The organism is Stutzerimonas sp. VN223-3, assembly GCF_045999685.1.
In the GTDB taxonomy this organism is placed as follows: Bacteria; Pseudomonadota; Gammaproteobacteria; order Pseudomonadales; family Pseudomonadaceae; genus Stutzerimonas; species Stutzerimonas stutzeri_AR.
In genome coordinates, this window is record NZ_RBEC01000003.1 from 252,113 (window position 1) to 270,138 (window position 18,026).

Annotated in this window: 13 protein-coding genes and 3 tRNA genes; 6 read left to right on the top strand and 10 right to left on the bottom strand. The window is 60.1% G+C overall.

The genetic code is table 11. From position 1 onward, the window contains the following. Window positions 1-24: 24 nt before the first annotated feature. Window positions 25-2,040 (bottom strand): excinuclease ABC subunit UvrB, encoded by a 2,016-nt coding sequence (gene uvrB / locus D7241_RS17045; protein WP_408102530.1) that lies wholly within the window; start codon window positions 2,038-2,040, stop codon window positions 25-27. Between the two features lie 339 nt (window positions 2,041-2,379). Between uvrB and D7241_RS17050 the strand changes: the two genes are divergently transcribed. Further along, entirely contained in the window at window positions 2,380-3,576 is a 1,197-nt protein-coding gene (locus D7241_RS17050; protein ID WP_408102531.1) for an amino acid aminotransferase, read from the top strand. A 52-nt stretch (window positions 3,577-3,628) separates the two neighbouring features. Then, window positions 3,629-3,704, top strand: a tRNA-Asn gene (locus D7241_RS17055). A 129-nt stretch (window positions 3,705-3,833) separates the two neighbouring features. Here D7241_RS17055 and D7241_RS17060 read toward each other — a convergent pair. The 3 genes from D7241_RS17060 to D7241_RS17070 all read right to left on the bottom strand — a co-directional run bounded on the left by D7241_RS17060 (window position 3,834) and on the right by D7241_RS17070 (window position 4,999). Next, window positions 3,834-4,601, bottom strand: a complete 768-nt coding sequence (locus D7241_RS17060; protein WP_408102532.1) for an FKBP-type peptidyl-prolyl cis-trans isomerase — start codon at window positions 4,599-4,601, stop codon at window positions 3,834-3,836. A 232-nt stretch (window positions 4,602-4,833) separates the two neighbouring features. Further along, window positions 4,834-4,910: transfer RNA gene (locus D7241_RS17065), tRNA-Asp, on the bottom strand. 13 nt (window positions 4,911-4,923) lie between these two features. Then, window positions 4,924-4,999: transfer RNA gene (locus D7241_RS17070), tRNA-Val, on the bottom strand. A 214-nt stretch (window positions 5,000-5,213) separates the two neighbouring features. Here D7241_RS17070 and rdgC point away from each other — a divergent pair. From rdgC to sugE, 3 genes are all read left to right on the top strand, one after another. Further along, window positions 5,214-6,134: a recombination-associated protein RdgC gene (gene rdgC, locus D7241_RS17075; protein ID WP_408102952.1), complete on the top strand. Its 921-nt coding sequence runs from the start codon at window positions 5,214-5,216 to the stop codon at window positions 6,132-6,134. A 61-nt stretch (window positions 6,135-6,195) separates the two neighbouring features. Further along, window positions 6,196-7,134: a bile acid:sodium symporter family protein gene (locus D7241_RS17080; RefSeq protein WP_408102533.1), complete on the top strand. Its 939-nt coding sequence runs from the start codon at window positions 6,196-6,198 to the stop codon at window positions 7,132-7,134. Window positions 7,135-7,273: 139 nt separating this feature from the next. Then, window positions 7,274-7,588: a quaternary ammonium compound efflux SMR transporter SugE gene (gene sugE, locus D7241_RS17085; protein ID WP_408102534.1), complete on the top strand. Its 315-nt coding sequence runs from the start codon at window positions 7,274-7,276 to the stop codon at window positions 7,586-7,588. Between the two features lie 41 nt (window positions 7,589-7,629). On the opposite strand, the gene malK is transcribed toward sugE, so the two are convergent. Both malK and D7241_RS17095 read right to left on the bottom strand, forming a co-directional pair. After that, a complete protein-coding gene (malK, locus tag D7241_RS17090; protein WP_408102535.1) occupies window positions 7,630-8,745 on the bottom strand; it encodes a maltose/maltodextrin ABC transporter ATP-binding protein MalK in 1,116 nt (371 codons plus the stop codon). 107 nt (window positions 8,746-8,852) lie between these two features. Continuing rightward, window positions 8,853-10,472: an alpha-glucosidase gene (locus D7241_RS17095; protein WP_408102536.1), complete on the bottom strand. Its 1,620-nt coding sequence runs from the start codon at window positions 10,470-10,472 to the stop codon at window positions 8,853-8,855. A 346-nt stretch (window positions 10,473-10,818) separates the two neighbouring features. Between D7241_RS17095 and D7241_RS17100 the strand changes: the two genes are divergently transcribed. Further along, window positions 10,819-12,099: a hypothetical protein gene (locus D7241_RS17100; RefSeq protein WP_408102537.1), complete on the top strand. Its 1,281-nt coding sequence runs from the start codon at window positions 10,819-10,821 to the stop codon at window positions 12,097-12,099. Between the two features lie 39 nt (window positions 12,100-12,138). Here D7241_RS17100 and D7241_RS17105 read toward each other — a convergent pair whose 3' ends face one another. The 4 genes from D7241_RS17105 to malF all read right to left on the bottom strand — a co-directional run bounded on the left by D7241_RS17105 (window position 12,139) and on the right by malF (window position 18,026). After that, window positions 12,139-12,687, bottom strand: a complete 549-nt coding sequence (locus D7241_RS17105) for a sugar O-acetyltransferase (protein ID WP_408102538.1) — start codon at window positions 12,685-12,687, stop codon at window positions 12,139-12,141. A gap of 80 nt (window positions 12,688-12,767) precedes the next feature. Next, window positions 12,768-15,512, bottom strand: a complete 2,745-nt coding sequence (gene malT, locus D7241_RS17110; RefSeq protein WP_408102539.1) for an HTH-type transcriptional regulator MalT — start codon at window positions 15,510-15,512, stop codon at window positions 12,768-12,770. 33 nt (window positions 15,513-15,545) lie between these two features. Continuing rightward, window positions 15,546-16,436: a maltose ABC transporter permease MalG gene (gene malG, locus D7241_RS17115; RefSeq protein ID WP_408102540.1), complete on the bottom strand. Its 891-nt coding sequence runs from the start codon at window positions 16,434-16,436 to the stop codon at window positions 15,546-15,548. Between the two features lie 51 nt (window positions 16,437-16,487). Next, window positions 16,488-18,026, bottom strand: a complete 1,539-nt coding sequence (malF, locus tag D7241_RS17120; RefSeq protein WP_408102953.1) for a maltose ABC transporter permease MalF — start codon at window positions 18,024-18,026, stop codon at window positions 16,488-16,490.

The window sequence follows — 18,026 nt, forward strand, 5'->3', positions numbered from 1 at the left end:
TGAAGTGCCCGCCGACTCGACGAGTCAGACCTGCAACAACCGCTCACGCAGCTTGTGGATTTCGTCGCGCGTCTGAGCGGCGGCCTCGAATTCCAGGTCGCGCGCGTAGGCGAGCATCTTCTCTTCCAGCTGGCGGATGCGTTTGGTGATCTCGCTGGGCGAACGCAGCTCGTTCTCGTAACGAGCGGCCTCCTCCGCCGCCTTCGCCTCGCCGCGACGTTTTTTGCTGCGCGAACCTGGCACCGTGGCACCTTCGAGAATGTCCTTCACGTCCTTGAACACGCCCTGCGGAACGATGCCGTGAGCTTCGTTGAACGCGATCTGCTTGTTGCGCCGACGCTCGGTCTCGCCAATCGCTCGCTCCATGGAGCCGGTCATATTGTCGGCGTACAGAATCGCCCGACCGTTGAGGTTACGCGCCGCACGGCCGATGGTCTGGATCAGCGAGCGCTCCGAACGCAGGAAGCCCTCCTTGTCCGCATCGAGAATCGCCACCAGCGAAACCTCGGGCATGTCCAGACCCTCGCGCAACAGGTTGATCCCCACCAGCACGTCGAACACGCCGAGGCGCAGATCACGGATGATCTCGACGCGCTCGACCGTATCGATGTCCGAATGCAGGTAGCGCACCCGCACGCCGTGATCGCCGAGATAATCGGTGAGGTCCTCGGCCATTCGTTTGGTCAGCGTGGTAACCAGCACCCGCTCTTCCTTGGCGACACATTTGTTGATTTCCGAGAGCAGGTCGTCGACCTGAGTCAGGGCCGGGCGCACCTCGATTTGCGGATCGACCAGCCCAGTGGGACGTACCACTTGCTCGATCACGCGCCCCGCATGTTCTGCTTCGTAGGGGCCCGGTGTCGCCGAGACGAAGATGGTCTGCGGGCTGATCGCTTCCCACTCGTCGAAGCGCATCGGCCGATTATCCAGCGCCGATGGTAGACGGAAGCCATATTCCACCAGCGTTTCCTTGCGCGAGCGGTCGCCTTTGTACATGGCGCCAACCTGCGGCACGCTGACGTGGGACTCGTCGATCACCAGTAGCGCATCTGCCGGCAGATAGTCGTAAAGCGTCGGCGGAGCCTCGCCCGACTCGCGCCCCGAGAGATAGCGCGAGTAGTTTTCGATGCCGTTGCAATAGCCCAGCTCCATGATCATTTCCAGATCGAAGCGGGTTCGCTGCTCCAGCCGCTGCGCCTCCACCAGCTTGTTGTTTGCACGTAGATAGTCGAGACGATCCTTGAGTTCTGCCTTGATGTTCTCGATAGCGTCCAGCAGGGTCTCGCGTGGGGTGACGTAATGACTCTTGGGGTAAAAGGTGAAGCGCGGCAGCTTGCGGATCACCTCGCCAGTCAGCGGATCGAAGGCGGACAGGCTTTCCACTTCGTCGTCAAACAGCTCGATGCGCACTGCTTCCAGATCCGATTCGGCCGGGAAGATATCGATCACATCGCCGCGCACTCGGAACGTCGCGCGGGCAAAGTCCATGTCGTTTCGAGTGTACTGCAGGCCGGTAAGACGGCGCAGCAGCTCGCGTTGATCCAGGCGATCACCGCGATCCACATGCAGCACCATCTTCAGGTACGACTGCGGATCGCCCAGACCATAGATACAGGACACCGTGGTGACGATGATCGCATCGGGCCGCTCCAGCAGCGCCTTGGTCGCAGACAAACGCATCTGCTCGATATGGTCATTGATCGACGCATCCTTCTCGATGAATGTGTCCGACGACGGCACGTAGGCTTCTGGCTGGTAGTAGTCGTAATAGGAAACGAAATACTCCACCGCGTTGTTCGGGAAGAACGCCTTGAACTCACCATAGAGCTGCGCGGCCAGCGTCTTGTTCGGCGCCAACACCAGAGTTGGCCGCTGCACATGGGAAATAACGTTGGCGATGCTGAAGGTCTTGCCAGAACCCGTCACGCCCAGCAACGTCTGGTGTGATAACCCGGCCTCTATACCTTCGATCATTTGCCGAATGGCTTCCGGCTGGTCACCGGCGGGCTTGAAACGCGTGACCAATTCGAACTGCGACATATCGACCTCTTATGATGGCGAGACGACCCGAAAGCCGAACGATTGTTGCATCCCTGGCGGCATCTCCTCACGGTACTCGAGCTGCTGGCACCGCGACGGACAGCAACCACAGCCCCTGTCAATGCGGTCGGTACCGGCAATATCAAGAGCAAGTCGCGACAGGCAGGCGAAGCAAGATGAAATCAACGCTTCAACGGAGCCGAAACCGACAGAAAAACCGTCCTAGCATATCGCGACGAAGGGACAGGACCGCTATACTCTTGCCCCGTTTGCGCACCGCCCTCAGCGCGAAGCGAGGGTGCTGCATCAGTCACCTTCCTCTCTTCGAGCCTCCCCATCATGAGTTTGTTCTCCGCTGTCGAAATGGCGCCGCGCGATCCGATCCTCGGCCTCAATGAAGCCTTCAATGCCGACACGCGGCAGAACAAGGTCAACCTGGGGGTGGGCGTCTACTACAACGAAGAAGGTCGAATTCCCCTGCTGCGCGCCGTGGCTGCCGCCGAGATGGCGCGCCTGGAACTGAACGCACCACGCGGCTATTTGCCGATCGAAGGCATCGCCAGCTACGACATGGCCGTACAAGGCCTGTTGTTCGGTACCGACTCGGCACTAGTTGCCGACGGCCGAGTGGTGACCACCCAGGCACTAGGTGGCACTGGCGCGTTGAAGATCGGCGCGGACTTTCTCAAGCGCATGTTGCCCGACGCGGTCGTGGCCATTACCAACCCAAGCTGGGAAAACCATCGCGCGCTGTTCGAGTCCGCCGGCTTCGCCGTGCAGAACTACAGCTACTATGATGCCGCCAGCCACGGCATTGATCGTGCCGGCATGCTCGAAGACCTGAAAAACCTTCCGCCCCGCTCGATCGTTGTACTGCACGCCTGCTGCCACAACCCGACCGGCGTCGACCTGCAGCCGGAAGACTGGAAGCAGATCCTCGAAATCCTGCGCGCCAACGACCACGTGCCGTTTATCGACATCGCTTATCAGGGCTTTGGCGATAGCATCGAGGAAGACGCTGCAGCCGTGCGACTGTTCGCGGAATCGGGCATGAGCTTCTTCGTATCCAGTTCGTTCTCCAAGTCGTTCTCGCTCTATGGCGAGCGCGTTGGCGCCCTATCGATGGTTACCCAGAGCCGCGAAGAGTCGGTACGGGTGTTGTCGCAGATCAAGCGTGTGATCCGCACCAACTATTCCAACCCGCCGACTCACGGCGCAACAGTGGTATCGGCCGTACTCAACAGCCAGGAACTGCGAGCGATGTGGGAAACCGAGCTGGGGGAAATGCGCACCCGCATCCAGGAGATGCGCCTGAGCATGGTTCGCCAGTTGGCCGACAAAGGCGCCAAGCAGGACTTCAGCTTCGTTGCCAAACAGCGCGGCATGTTCTCCTACTCCGGCCTTACACCGGCTCAGGTCGAGCGTCTGCGCGTTGAGTTCGGCGTATATGCCATCGGCACCGGCCGCATCTGCGCAGCAGCTCTGAACCACAACAATCTGGACCATGTCACCGACGCCATCGTCCAGGTCCTCTGATCCGCCGAGGGGTTGACTTCCCCTTTGCAAACAGTAGGATACGCACCGCTGTTCCGCGATAGCTCAGTCGGTAGAGCAAATGACTGTTAATCATTGGGTCCCTGGTTCGAGTCCAGGTCGCGGAGCCAAAAATCAAAGCCTCAGGTGAAAATCTGGGGCTTTTCCGCCGGACTCTCACCAGGGACGCTGTCCCAGCGTTATTCGGCAAGCAAATAAAAACGCCCCGCGATTGCAGGGCGTTTCGTACAGCGGAGTGCTTACTGCTCGGCAGCGGCTTCTTCAGCTGCTTCCGGCTCAGCTTCGGCAGCAGGAGCTGCTTCAGTCGCTTGAGCTTCGTCACCCTTGATACCCAGCAATTCGAGGTCGAAGACCAGCACCGAGTTGGCGGGGATCAGCGGGCTCGGGCTCTGCTCGCCATAAGCCAGCTCGCTCGGGATGTACAACTTGTACTTCTCCCCAACATGCATCAGCTGTAGACCTTCAACCCAACCCGGAATAACACCGCTAACGGGCAGGTCGATTGGAGTGCCACGCTTGATCGAGCTATCGAAGACGGTGCCGTCGGTGAGACTACCTTCATAGTGAACGGTGACGACGTCATCAGGACCCGGCTGAGCGCCATCGGCTTCCTTGATGACCTCATATTGCAGACCGGATTCGGTGGTCTTGACGCCTTCGCGCTTGGCATTTTCTTCGAGGAATTTCTTACCAGCAGCGACCGCTTCCTTATTCATTTCAACCATGCGCTCTTCAGCGCGGGTCTGTAGATAGGAAAAGGCTTCCATCAGTTCTTCGTCGGTCAGCTTTTGCTCTTTCTTGCCGATGGCATCGTCGATACCTTGGGCGACAGCCTTGGAATCGAGATCAGCCATACCTTCCTGGACCAGACTCTTACCCATATTCAGGCCGATGCCATAAGAGGCTTTCTGTGCCGGAGTTTCCAGCTTGGCGCTGGTTTCCGAATCGCAGCCCGCCAGAACCAGGCCAACCAGGGCTATCGCAGACGCCAAACGTTGATGTCTCATTCTGTTTCCTTATTACGCTTTGAAAGGGGTGCAGCAAACAATTGCCGGAGCTTAACAGTCGCTCCCGACAGTAGCTACCGAACCCACCCGGGTAATAGGTAAAGACAATGCAAAGTAAGGAAGTGCCGCACGAAACGCGCAAAGAAGAAGGGAAATCGGGCGAAAAAAAAAGCGACCCTAAGGTCGCTTTTTTTGAGCTATCAAGGCGTTCAGCGGTCCTTGATGGCGAATATGGCGCAGCGGACGGGACTCGAACCCGCGACCCCCGGCGTGACAGGCCGGTATTCTAACCGACTGAACTACCGCTGCGCTAAACCTCGAGTGGTGGGTGATGACGGGATCGAACCGCCGACCCTCTGCTTGTAAGGCAGATGCTCTCCCAGCTGAGCTAATCACCCGTTTGCTCTCGAAGTGGGGCGCATTCTAGAGATGGTTCATGACCTTGGCAAGCCCCTTTCGAAAAAAAAATTGCAGAAGTTCCAAAGACTTAGGAAACCCTCTGTTTATCGCAAATTTTGCGGTATCCATCGGCATTGCGGCTTTGCAGGGTTGGCCTGAGTTCTTGGTAGGGGAATAATGCGCGCTTTGCTTTTACCGGAGTTTCAGATCGCCATGTGGTTTCGCAACCTGCTCGTCTACCGTCTCACCCAGAACGTCCCTTTCGATGTCGAGACTCTTGAAGCTGCATTGGCCGCCAAGCCCGCCCGCCCCTGCGCCAGCCAGGAACTAAGCACCTACGGTTTCGTTGCACCCTTCGGCAAGGGCGAAGACGCGCCCCTGGTCCATGCCAGCCAGGGTTTCCTGTTGATCTCGACGCGTAAGGAAGAGCGCATCCTGCCTGGCAGCGTGGTCAAGGACGCGCTGAAGGAGAAGGTCGACGAGATCGAAAACGAGCAGATGCGCAAGGTCTACAAGAAGGAGCGCGAGCAACTCAAGGACGACATCATCCAGTCCTTCCTGCCCCGCGCATTCATTCGCAAGTCCGGCACCTTCGCTGCCATCGCGCCAGAGCAAGGCTTGATTCTGGTCGACTCCTCCAGCCCCAAGCGCGCCGAAGATTTGCTCTCCACGCTTCGCGAAGCCATCGGTTCGCTGCCGGTGCGTCCGCTGACGGTCAAGATCGCGCCTTCGGCGACCATGACCGATTGGGTCAAGACGCAGAAAGCTGCGAATGACTTCTTCGTGCTCGACGAGTGCGAACTGCGCGATACCCATGAAGACGGTGGCGTGGTGCGCTGCAAGCGCCAGGATCTGACCAGCGACGAAATCCAGCAGCACTTGGAAGTCGGCAAGCAGGTCACTCAACTGTCGCTGGGCTGGCAGGACAAGTTGTCCTTCGTGCTCGACGACAAGCTGGTGATCAAGCGTCTGCGCTTCGAAGAGTTGCTGCAGGATCAGGCCGAACAGGACGGCGGCGACGACGACCTCGGCCAGCAGGACGCCAGCTTCCTGCTGATGATGTTGACCTTCGGTGAGTTTCTGCCCGCACTGTTCGAAGCTCTGGGCGGTGAGGAGATTCCGCAGGGCATCTAAACTGCCCTGCGCGCCGTCAGCTCTATCTGCCGGCGCTTCCTCCATAACTAAGGTAAGCCCGATGCGTGCCCTCGCCGCCCTCAGCCGCTTTGTCGGCAATACGTTCGCCCTCTGGGTCCTGCTGTTCGCCGTTCTCGCCTTCTTCCAGCCCAGCTGGTTTCTGCCTGCTACTGCCTGGATCGTCCCACTTCTGGGGTTGATCATGTTCGGCATGGGCCTGACCTTGAAAGCGGCTGATTTCGCCGAAGTCGCTCGCCGTCCGCTTTGGGTAGCGCTGGGTGTCGGCGCGCAGTTCCTGATCATGCCGACCCTCGCCTGGTTGCTCTGCCAGCTGTTAGCTTTGCCGGCTGAAATCGCCGTGGGTGTGATCCTGGTGGGTTGCTGCCCAGGCGGCACCGCCTCCAATGTGATCGCCTGGTTTTCCCGTGGTGACGTCGCGCTTTCGGTTGCGATCACCGCTGTTACCACCCTGCTTGCGCCGCTAGTCACGCCAGCGCTGATCTGGTTGCTGGCCTCGGCCTGGCTGCCTGTCAACTTCGGCGCGCTGTTCATGTCCATCGTGCAGATCGTGCTGTTGCCTATCGCCCTCGGCCTGATCGCCCGTCGCCTGCTGGGCACCCGTGTGCATCAGGTGGTGGAAGTGCTACCGCTGGTCTCGGTGGTTAGCATCGTGATTATCGTTGCCGCAGTGGTCGCAGCCAGTCAGGCCAAGATTGCTGAATCGGGACTGCTGATCATGGCGGTGGTGATTCTGCACAACAGCTTAGGTCTGGGCATCGGTTACTTCGTTGCTCGTGCCTTCGGCCTGCCGCTCGCGCAGCGCAAAACGCTGTCGATCGAGGTCGGCATGCAGAACTCCGGCCTTGGCGCAGCATTGGCCAGCGCGCACTTTTCGCCGTTGGCAGCAGTACCCAGCGCGCTGTTCAGCGTCTGGCATAACCTTTCCGGCGCGCTGCTGGCAACCTGCTTCCGCCGCATGCGCGACAAGGGCCAAGCCTGAGCTGACGCTGCGCTCCTTTGGTCCGGGCTACTTGCCCGGACCTGCTGACTGTGCAAAATAGCGCCTGCTGAGGACGACCTCAGGCTGCACAGACGCATCGGGGACGGCCCCACCCACTTACCGTCCCATAGAGGTGCACATGTCCTGGATCATCTTGTTTTTTGCCGGCCTGTTCGAGATCGGCTGGGCCGTTGGCCTGAAGTACACGGACGGTTTTTCCCGTCCGCTGCCCACGATACTTACGATCGCTGCGATGCTGGCCAGCCTTGGATTGCTGGGTCTGGCGATGAAAGAATTGCCGCTGGGTACCGCCTATGCCATCTGGACCGGCGTAGGCGCAGTGGGAACGGTGATCGCCGGAATCATATTGTTCGGCGAATCGCTGAGCCTGTTCCGCCTGGGCAGCGTGCTGTTGATCTGCATTGGCTTGCTCGGCTTGAAACTCAGTCATTGAAGGTACGGAGGCAGCCGGCCGAACACCGGCTACCTCCACTATCAGCCGAACAGCGCCGGCTCGCGATAGTGCCGCGCACACGCCTGACCATCAGCACGGAACAGATGGCACTTGTTGGCGAGCAGCCCCGTGGCGTAAGCCTGCCCCACCGCAACGCGGCGGTTACCATCGCTGGCGACCGCGACCATCTCGTCCACACCTTCGAAGTTCAAATGCAAGAGATTGTGGTCACCGAGTCGCTCGGCCACTGCAATCTCGCCGCTGAAGACGAAATCCGCGTGCTCTACATCGACGAAATGTTCAGGACGAACGCCCAAGGTCAATGCATCACCGGAACTGACCTGGCTGCCATCCACCGGCACCCGCAAGGAGCTGCCGCCCGGCAACGTCACCTCGACCGACTCGGCATCGGCACGCAACACGTTTACCGGCAGAAAATTCATTTGCGGCGAGCCGATAAACCCAGCGACGAACTGATTGCGCGGGTAGTGATACAGCTCCAGCGGTGGCCCGACCTGAGCGATACGCCCGGCATTGAGCACGACGATCTTGTCGGCCAACGTCATGGCTTCGACCTGATCGTGGGTGACGTAGATCATCGTCGCCTTGAGGCGCTGATGCAGGCGCGAGATTTCGATGCGCATCTGCACGCGGAGGAAAGCATCGAGATTTGATAGCGGCTCGTCGAACAAGAACACCTTGGGCTCGCGCACCATAGTCCGGCCGATAGCAACGCGCTGGCGCTGCCCACCGGAGAGGTCCTTTGGCTTGCGGTCGAGCAGGTTGTCGAGTTGCAGAATCTTCGCCACCGACTCCACGCGGCGCTTTATTTCTGCCTTGTCGATTTTCGCCAGTTTCAGGCCGAACGCCATGTTTTCCGCGACGTTCATGTGCGGATAGAGCGCGTAGGACTGGAACACCATTCCTACCGAGCGGTCCATCGGCGGCAGCTCGTTGACCCGTTCACCGTCGATCTGCAGCTCGCCGTCGGTGATGTCTTCCAGACCGGCGACAAGTCGCAGCAGGGTCGACTTGCCGCATCCGGAAGGCCCGACGAACACCACGAATTCCCCGTCGGCGATATCGAGATCGATACCACAAGTGATGGGTACGTCGTCATAGCTCTTACAGATATTTAGCAGGGTTACGCTGGCCATTATTGTTGTTCTCCTTCAAACAGCCGCCGCGACGAATCGCGGCGAGCGAAGCTAATAGGCAGCAGGCCGATCAAAACGAAACGCGGATAGTCGTTTGATCGGTCGACTTACCCGAGCCGACGAGCAAACCCGAACCCATGAGCCGGCATGTGTACGCCGTGACCGTCGAAAACAGCCGTTGCCGAGGGTACGTCCAGGCCTTCGACCGGCTCCGACAAATCAAAGTGCCGCGCGCTGTCACCCATATTGAACAGGCACACCCAGACTTCGTCATCCAGGCGGCGCTCGTACACCAGCAACGCATCGTCGTGATGCACGGTTCTCATGCTGCCCTCGATCAGCAAACGCTGATCCTGGCGCCAGGCGAGGAAGCGACGGTAGATGTTGAGCATCGAGTCAGGGTCCGGCTCCTGGGCGGCGACCGAAAGCGGCAAGTGCTTATCGGCCAGGGGCAACCAGGGTTGCTCGCGACTGAAACCGCCGTGCCGATCCTGATCGTGCCAGGGCATCGGCGTGCGGCACCCGTCTCGGCCTTTGAATTCAGGCCAGAAGCGGATGCCATAGGGATCGACCAGCTGTTCGAACTGCAGCTCGGCTTCGTCCAGTCCGAGCTCCTCGCCCTGATACAGGCAAACGCTGCCGCGCATCGACAACAGCATCGCCATGAACATGCGTCCACGGGCGTGATCCGGCTGATTGGCCAGCGCCCAGCGGCTCATCACCCGTACCACATCATGGTTGCCGATAGACCAGCACGGCCAGCCGTCGACCAATTCACGCTCCACGCAATCGATGGTATGGCGCAGGAAGCTCGGGCTGCACTGCTCGGTGAGCAGATCGAAGGAATACGCCATGTGCAGCGTATCGCTACCGCCGGTGTACGCCGCCATGGTGGTCAATGAATGATCGCAACCAATTTCGGCCACGGTGGCGCTGCCTGGGTAGCGCTCGAGTAACTGCCGAATGCGGCGCAGGAAATCGAGATTTTCCGGCTGGGTCTTGTCGTGGATGTGCTTTTGAAAGGCATAGGGGTTGTCGGCACGTACGCCGATGCTGCCTTCGCGAATTTCGTAATTCGGTGGGTTATCGCGCAGTTCGCGGTCATGGAAGTAGAAGTTCGCCGCGTCCAACCGGAAGCCGTCGACGCCTAGTTTCAGCCAGAATTCCATGTCTTCGAGCAGCTGCTGCTGGACTTCTTCGCAGTGAAAATTGAGGTCTGGCTGGCTGGAAAGGAAGTTGTGCAGGTAGTACTGCTTGCGGCGGCTGTCCCATGTCCAGGCCGGACCGCCGAACACCGACAGCCAGTTGTTGGGTACGGTGCCGTCGTCTTTCGCGTCGGCCCACACGTACCAGTCGGCCTTGGAGTTGTCGCGGCTGGAACGGCTTTCCTTGAACCAGGCGTGTTGATCCGAGGAGTGGTTGAGGACCTGATCGATCAGGATGCGAATGCCGCGCGAATGGGCGACGTCGATGACCTGCTTGAAGTCTTCCAGCGTACCGAACAGCGGGTCCACGCCGCGGTAGTCGGATACGTCATAACCAAAATCCTTCATCGGCGAAGTGAAGAACGGCGACAGCCAGATGGCATCGACGTTGAGGCTGGCGATGTAGTCGATCTTCTCCACTACACCGAGCAGATCGCCGACCCCATCGCCGTTACTGTCGAAAAAGCTGCGCGGGTAAACCTGATAAATGACGCCGCCGCGCCACCAGTCATTGCGATTCATACAACCAACCTTCGATGTTTGGGGGAACACGCCGCCACTCTAGGTACGTCAACCCGCCGCAACATCCTCCTGCATATCAATTGCCAAGGCGTACAGCGCAGGCGTAGAGACCGAGCCTAAGGGGGGCGTACTGCCGTCGATCAAGCCGGCTCCGCTGCACTACGAAAGGGATCGACCGATCGTCATAAAACCGTCGACAAACAAGCGGATCGACACTTATCTGTCACGAGCGACTTATAGGATCAGGGCAGTTCCAGGACTGACCCTGCAGTAGCTGCCGCGCCCACTAGGAGTGTGAGCCGCCCAGTCAGGAGCGACACGCATCCACCTTCCATGGAGAAACGACATGTTCAAGTGCAAGCCCCTCGCAGCCGCCATCATCGCGATTCTCGCTACTCAGGCCTACGCTGATGAAAACAGTGCAGAGCAGAACCAGTCCGGTGCCGACAACATTGCGGAAGTGACCCAGACCGGCGGCCAGGACAACCTGTCCTATCAATCACAGATTGGCGCGAACAATGACGGAACCGTCACCCAGGACCAGGCGACAACGTCAGATGCCGTCCAGACGCAGACCGGCAATCTGAACTATGCCGACATCGTGCAGAACGCGACAGACCAGAGCGAAGCGATCCAACTGCAACAGGGCGACAACCACGACGCAAGCATCGTCCAGACCGACACCTTCGGTGCTAGCGCGCGTCAGTACCAGGAAGGCAGCTTCAACACTGCGATCACCGAGCAGACCTCCGCTAACCTGAGCTCAGCCGTGACCGAGCAGGACGGTAACGACAACTTCGCCGAAGCCATTCAGAGCAACACCGAATCGAGCCTGTCCGAGCAGATTCAGGTCGGCAACGACAACGTCTCGCTGGTGTGGCAGGAAGGCGGCGCACGCAACGACGGCTTCGTCGATCAGCTAGGCGACGGAAACGATGCAACCGTTTACCAAGTGAATGCCTTTGATTCCAGCGCTGAGGTCGTTCAACAAGGCGACTTGCAGACCGCGTCGGTGATGCAGGAAGGATCCGAACACACCGCCAGCATCCAATCGCAAGGTCTGATGAACGAGGCTTACGTCGACCAGAGCGGCTCGCTGCAAACTGCCTCGATCTATCAGGACGGCACGTCCAACAGCACTGATATCTTCCAGGCGGGCGAAGGCAACAACGCCAGCACCGATCAGACCGGCAATAACAACTACGTTACCGTCGACCAGCTAGACGGCAGCTTCCAAACCGCTTCGCTACAGCAAGCCGGCGAGTACAACGAGGCCTATGTCACGCAGCAAGGTACCGATCACCTGATCGACTTCGCTCAGGACGGTTCCGACAACCTGCTCACCGCTGAGCAGAGCGGCAATGGCAACGAGCTGACCGGTTCGAGCTACGGCGATAACAACCGCGTGGATGTGCTGCAGGACGGCAATCTCAACGTGGCCGACATTCAGCAGATCTACGGTTCAGATAACGAAGTCAGCCTGACGCAGACCGGCGAAGGTCATCTGGCGCAGGTGCTACAGGGCGGCACCGCAAACCAGGCGATCCTCGATCAGAGCGGCATGAACAACAGCGCAATGGTTTCGCAGATGGGCTCGGGCAACATGGCAATCGTGACCCAGCAGTAAGCGATATCGGTAGCCGGCCATATGGCCGGCTACCTCCCTCTAGCGACTGCGCGCTGGGTTACCGACCACCGTCGCTCCTGCCGCTACATCTCGAGTCACCACGCTGCCCGCCCCGATCACGGCACTATCGCCGATGGTCACGCCCGGCAGGATAATCGCGCCCCCGCCAATCCATACGTGCTCGCCGATGATCACCGGCCGACCGAACTCCAGACCGCTGCGGCGCCCTTCTGCATCGCGAGGATGGTCTGCCGCGTATATCTGCACGGCCGGCCCGATCTGCGTCCCAGCGCCGATACGCACCTCGACCACATCCAGAATCACGCAGTTGAAATTCAGGAATACCCCATCGCCCAAGTGGATGTTGTAGCCGTAATCGCAGTGAAACGGTGGCCGTATCACCGCGTCTTCGCCGACGCTGCCAAACAACTCGCCCAGCATGGCCCGACGCACTGCGGCGGTTTCGCCGAGCGCGGCGTTGTAACGCACCATCCATGCTTTCGCGGCAGCCTGATCGGCCTGTAGCTGAGAGTCGCCCGGCTGGTACAGCTCACCGGCAAGCATTTTCTGTTTTTCGGTCATCGACATCGTCTGGCTCCAACTGGGCATGAAATCGCACCCGACCTTGGACCGGCCGGATGCGCAATCGCTCGGTGCGACGCCGGCCGCTATTCGCCCTGGATCTTGCTCAACAGGCTGCGCGCCAGCTGTACGGCCTCGTTGCGATGGGTGATGTTGAGCTTCTGGTAAAGGCTGCGAATGTGCGTCTTGATTGTGGTGGGCGCCACATTGAGGTGTTCGGCGATCTGCTCGTTGGACTGCCCGGCATGGATCAGGCTGAGCACCTGCCATTCCCGGCGCGTCAGCGGCGAATGGCGGATCAGCTCGGGCACATCGGGGCGGTTGATGATGTCTTGAATCACCGCCTCATCCAGGGTGATGCGGATCGCGCGGCTGAAGTCGCGTTGCTGCTGCGCCAACAAGATCAGCCGATCGGCGCGCTGGGCTTCGAGTTCATCGAGCTGACGTTCGTGCTGCAGCGCCTTGAGCATGGCGATGATCAGCTTGCCAATGCGCAGAAAGCTGCCGATGGCGCCGGTACTGCTGGCCAGCGTCAGCGCCAGTTGCAAATGATCGAGCGCCTGCTGACGCTCCTCGCGCAGCCAGTGCAGCTGGGCCAGCAGAATATGGTTGCGGTTGAGGTCCATCACCAGACCATGCTGTTCGGCATCGATCTGCAACTGCCGCAAAATCGGCAGCGCCTTGTCCGGCTGTTTCAGCGACAGGTAGGCGCGTGCGTGGTTGCGGCCGTTGTACTGGGCGAAGTGATTGAGTCCGCGCTGCAACGCCGGTGCGGTGAGCAACCATTGCTGGATGGCGGTTTTGTCCTGGGTCGAATCCCAGTAGCTGAGCATCACCGCGTGAGCATTGGCGAGCCAGTCGACGTGGTAGTTGTCGTCGGCCAGCATGCTCTGAATCTTGCCGATGTAATCGGCACATGCGCTCTGCTGGCCGCGGGCATGGGCGACGCCGGCGAGCAGCGCATAACACTGCATGAGCCAACGATCACCGACGTCCTCAAGGATCTGGATACCCTGCAGCGCGCACTGCTCGGCAGCATCCAAGTGATGCCATTCGAGCAGTACCTGGCCGCGCACGCGGTAGATGAATTCCATGATTGGCGTGGCCTGCAGCTCGGCCTGCTCGACGTACTGGATCGCGCGTTCCTGCAGCGAATAGGCCTTTTGCAGGTAGCCCTGGGCGATGGCGATTTCCGAAAGCTGCCCAAGGTTCCACACCACCAGATGCGAGGCGCGGATCTCCCGCGCGCGGCGCTCGGCCTCCTCGTACTGCTTTTGCGCCTGAGGCAGCAGCCCTTGAACGAAGTGCGCCTCGGCCAAACCCGACAATGCTGCAACCTTGGAGGTACGCATGATCAGCGGCTCACGCGCCAGCGCTTCACGGGCCAGGGCAATCGCCTGCTGTTCGTCGCCGCGGTTCATCGCCACCTGCGCGCGCACCGCATTGAATTCGCCAACGATGCGCGCCCAATCCTCGTCCGAGCAGCTGCGTTGCAATGCGTGCTCGCCCGCCTTGAACCACCGCTCGACCTGGTCGAACTGATAGGAGTTCTGCGACACCCAGGCCTGCAACAACGTGAACAATGGCGAGCCGGCGATGGCCTGTTCCGGCAATGTCTCCAGGCATTGCTGCAACAGCCCCAGCCGGCCCTGCCGATAGAATTGCCGGCCATGCCGCTCCAGCACCTCGCCAACCCGCTCGGGGCAGCCCGCTTCCACCGCATGGCGCGCTGCCTCTTCCGGCAGGCTCTCGGCCATCAGCGCCTCGGCCGCGCGCAGATGCAGTTCCGACATGCGCTGCGGCTGGTGCGTGCGCAGTTCGCCCTGAAGGAAGGTCGCGAACAGCGGGTGATAGGCGTACCACTGGCGCAGGCTGTCGAGCGGCAGCAGGAACAGGCCGCCGCGATCCAGTTGTTCGAGCATGTCGCGGGCGTTGCTGTTCTGGGTCAGGTGATTAGCAAGCGAGGCGTTGAAGCGCTCTAGCAGGCAGGTGGCCTGAAGAAAATCGAGCGTCAACGCGCCCAGCCGGTCCATGACCTGCTCGCGCATGTAGTCGCGAATATAGGGATGCCCGAGCTGGAGATTCTCCAGAAACAGGTCCATGCCGCGTCCGGTCTGCACCTCCTGCAAGGCCAGTTGCAGCGCACAGGGCCAGCCGCCGATACGCCGGTTGAGGCGTTCGATCTGCTCGCGATTGACCGTCACTGGCAAACCCAGCCCGAGCAATGCTTCAACCTCATCGGTCTCGAACGCCAAGTGTTGCGCATCCACCGTGAGCAGCTGATGTTTGACGCGTAAATCCGCCACGCCCAGTTCGGGCAAGCCGCGACTGCACACCAACAGCGTTATCCATGCCGGCATGTTGCGCAGGAAGAAGCGCAGCGCAGCAATGACTTCCGCGTTGTGCAGCGTCTCGAAGTCGTCCAGTACCAGCAGCAGCGGTTCGTGCTCGACCGGCAGTTCCGCCAGCAGATGCGTGAGCAAGGTGTCGAAGACCTCCCTGCCCTGCTCCGCCAACAACAGGCTGCGCGGACAGCCATGCTCCAACTGCGCATCGATCACGTGCAGCAGATAACGGCCGAGCTGAAGCGGATCGTTGTCGCCGGGGTGCAGCTGCAGCCAGGCAACCGTCCCCTCGAAGGTGAGCGCCCACTGGCAGGCCAGGGTGGTTTTGCCAAACCCGCTGGGCGCCTGCAATACCGCTAGACGCACCTCGCCCAGGCGCTGCAGCCACTCGTCCAACCGTGGCCGCGCCAGCAACCCGCGCGGCATCGGCGGCATTATCATCTTCGCGGGTATCAGTGGTAGCGGTGCAGGCATTGCGGCGTTCATATCGTCTCCCTCGATTCCGTTCACTGTTGCGCGCTAACCCTTCACTCCGCCCGCCGTCAGCCCGCCAACGATCCACTTCTGGCAATAAAGGAACACCGCGGTGATCGGCAGCCCGGACAGCACCGCCGCAGCGGCGAAGTCGCCCCACAAGTAATTCTGGTCATAGAGATACTGCTGGGCACCGACCGACAGCGTGAGTTTGTCCACATCCATCAACAGCACCGAGGCGATTGGGTATTCGGTGATGCTGGTGATGAAGGCAAGAATGAACACCACCGCTAGAATCGGCACGCTCATCGGCAGAAGAATGTGTACGAAGGCCTGCCAGGTGGTCGCGCCGTCAACGATGGCCGCCTCTTCCAGCGAGCCGTCGATGCTTTCGAAATAGCCCTTGATGGTCCAGATATGCAGCGCCATGCCACCCAGCGAGGCGATGATCACCGCGCCATGGGTATTCACCCCAAGCCAGCCAATATGCTGACCGAGCTGGTCGAACAGCGCGTAGATCGCCACCAGCGTCAGCACCGGTGGGAACATCTGGAAGATCAGCATGCCCTTGAGGATCGGCCCCTTGCCCCGGAAGCGAAGCCGAGCGAACGCATAGGCGCTGGTGGTGGACAGCATGAGGATCAGCAGCGAGCTGATCAGCGCGATCTTCACCGAGTTCCACAACCAGGTAAGCACCGGAAACGGCGGGTTGCTGACCGCGCCATTTTCATGGACGTAGGGAATGCCCAACGCCAGCGACCAATGTTCCAACGTCGGGCTTTCCGGAAACAGGCTGCCGGTGGCGAAGTTGCCTTCGCGAAAGGAGATCGACACCACCATGAGCAGTGGAAATACGATCAGGGCGACAAAGGCGAGCAGTGCGGCATGTGTCAGCCAGACGCGATATTTGACGGATTTCGGTTGAACCATGGCCATGTGCCTAATCCTTAAAGTTCGCGAAAACTGCGAGAGTGTTTTTGCAAGCGTTCATACCTTGACCTTGGAAAGCTTCAGATTCAGCCAGGCCATCGCGCCGACGACAATGAAGATCAGCGTGGCGATGGCGGCGGCCAGGGCGAAGTTCTGCCCCGAATCCTGAAAAGCGATGCGGTAGGTGTAGCTGACCAGCAGGTCGGTGGTGCCGGCCGGCGTTGTGGTGCCGAGGATGTCCGGGCCGCCGCGGGTAAGCAGCGTGATCAGCACGAAGTTATTGAAGTTGAAGGCGAAGCTTGCGATCAGCAGCGGCGCCAGCGGCTTGATCAGTAATGGCAAGGTGATCTTCAGCAGGTTGTCCAGTGGCGTCGCACCGTCCATTGCCGAAGCTTCGTAAAGATCGCGCGGAATCGCCTGCAACAGGCCCATGCACAGCAGCAGCATGTAGGGATAACCGAGCCACGTATTGACCAGCAGAATCATGCTGCGCGCCAGCGTCGGGTCGCTGAACCAGGCCGGGCGCACCTGAAACAGGCTGTCGAGCATCAGGTTGATCTCGCCGAAGCTCTGGTTGAACAGGCCCTTGAACACCAGGATCGAGATGAACGCCGGAACCGCGTAGGGCAGGATCAGCATCAGCCGGTAGAAGGCCTTGCCGCGTACCATGTCCCATTGCAACAGGCTCGCCAGCACCAGCCCCACGGCCAGGGTGAAGACCACCGTCAACGCCGCGAAACACACCGTCCAGATGAAAATTTGCAAGAACGGACCGCGAATTTTCGGATCGGTCAATACCTTGGCGAAGTTGCTCCAACCGGCGTAGACCGTGTAGCCCGGCGCGACCTTCTGCCCTTCGGCATCAACATAAAAGCCGATTTCATCGTTGGCGGTCAGGTGTTCGCCGGTCTGGTTGTTGAGCAGCGAGCCGTCATCCTGCAGGCGGTACAGCGGCTCCACCGCGGCAACCTCGCGCAAGCCGTACAAACGCAACAGCTGCCCCTTGTCGCCGCGCATCACCCATTGCTCCAGCTGGTTTCGCAGCCGAATCACATCGCGCAGCGGCAGCGCCTGGCCTAGATCGTCGACCTCGGCCTCAGGAGTTGTTCTCAGCGGTTCGCTCTCAAGCGGCTCGCCCTGCAAAGGTGCGGAAACCCAGACGCCCTGCTCGCCTTTGTCGACGCGCAGGCGCATTTCGCCGGCGTCGTTCTGGTGCAGAGTGAAACCGAAGCGCTCACCGGCCAGGTAGGTCTGACTGAGGTGATAACGCTGGGCCTGATCGAAGGTCAGCAGGTTGGTGCCGCTGTAGTTGGTGAAGCCGATGCCCACGGTGTACAGCAGCGGGAAGATGACGAATATCAGCATCCCGGCCACCGCTGGAAAGATGTAACGGTGGGCGTAGGCGCGGCGGTTGATGAAGACGAAACTGGCGATCCCCGCGACCACCAGCCCGAGCAGGGCGAACACCGTCTGCCCCTGCGCATAGAGGGCGACGATCAGGTACAGCGCAAACGCGTTACAGATCAACCAAAGCCCCCAGCGCATCGCGGCTGGCAGCTTCGGAATGGATAATTTCGGCACGGCTCGGCCGGGCAT

Bases quoted from the DNA above. Each gene is read 5' to 3' on its own strand.
- uvrB (WP_408102530.1), bottom strand. From the start codon at position 2,040: ATGTCGCAGTTCGAATTGGTCACGCGTTTCAAGCCCGCCGGTGACCAG.
- D7241_RS17050 (WP_408102531.1), top strand. From the start codon at position 2,380: ATGAGTTTGTTCTCCGCTGTCGAAATGGCGCCGCGCGATCCGATCCTC.
- D7241_RS17060 (WP_408102532.1), bottom strand. From the start codon at position 4,601: ATGAGACATCAACGTTTGGCGTCTGCGATAGCCCTGGTTGGCCTGGTT.
- rdgC (WP_408102952.1), top strand. From the start codon at position 5,214: ATGTGGTTTCGCAACCTGCTCGTCTACCGTCTCACCCAGAACGTCCCT.
- D7241_RS17080 (WP_408102533.1), top strand. From the start codon at position 6,196: ATGCGTGCCCTCGCCGCCCTCAGCCGCTTTGTCGGCAATACGTTCGCC.
- sugE (WP_408102534.1), top strand. From the start codon at position 7,274: ATGTCCTGGATCATCTTGTTTTTTGCCGGCCTGTTCGAGATCGGCTGG.
- malK (WP_408102535.1), bottom strand. From the start codon at position 8,745: ATGGCCAGCGTAACCCTGCTAAATATCTGTAAGAGCTATGACGACGTA.
- D7241_RS17095 (WP_408102536.1), bottom strand. From the start codon at position 10,472: ATGAATCGCAATGACTGGTGGCGCGGCGGCGTCATTTATCAGGTTTAC.
- D7241_RS17100 (WP_408102537.1), top strand. From the start codon at position 10,819: ATGTTCAAGTGCAAGCCCCTCGCAGCCGCCATCATCGCGATTCTCGCT.
- D7241_RS17105 (WP_408102538.1), bottom strand. From the start codon at position 12,687: ATGTCGATGACCGAAAAACAGAAAATGCTTGCCGGTGAGCTGTACCAG.
- malT (WP_408102539.1), bottom strand. From the start codon at position 15,512: ATGAACGCCGCAATGCCTGCACCGCTACCACTGATACCCGCGAAGATG.
- malG (WP_408102540.1), bottom strand. From the start codon at position 16,436: ATGGCCATGGTTCAACCGAAATCCGTCAAATATCGCGTCTGGCTGACA.
- malF (WP_408102953.1), bottom strand. From the start codon at position 18,026: ATGCCCGGCCGAGCCGTGCCGAAATTATCCATTCCGAAGCTGCCAGCC.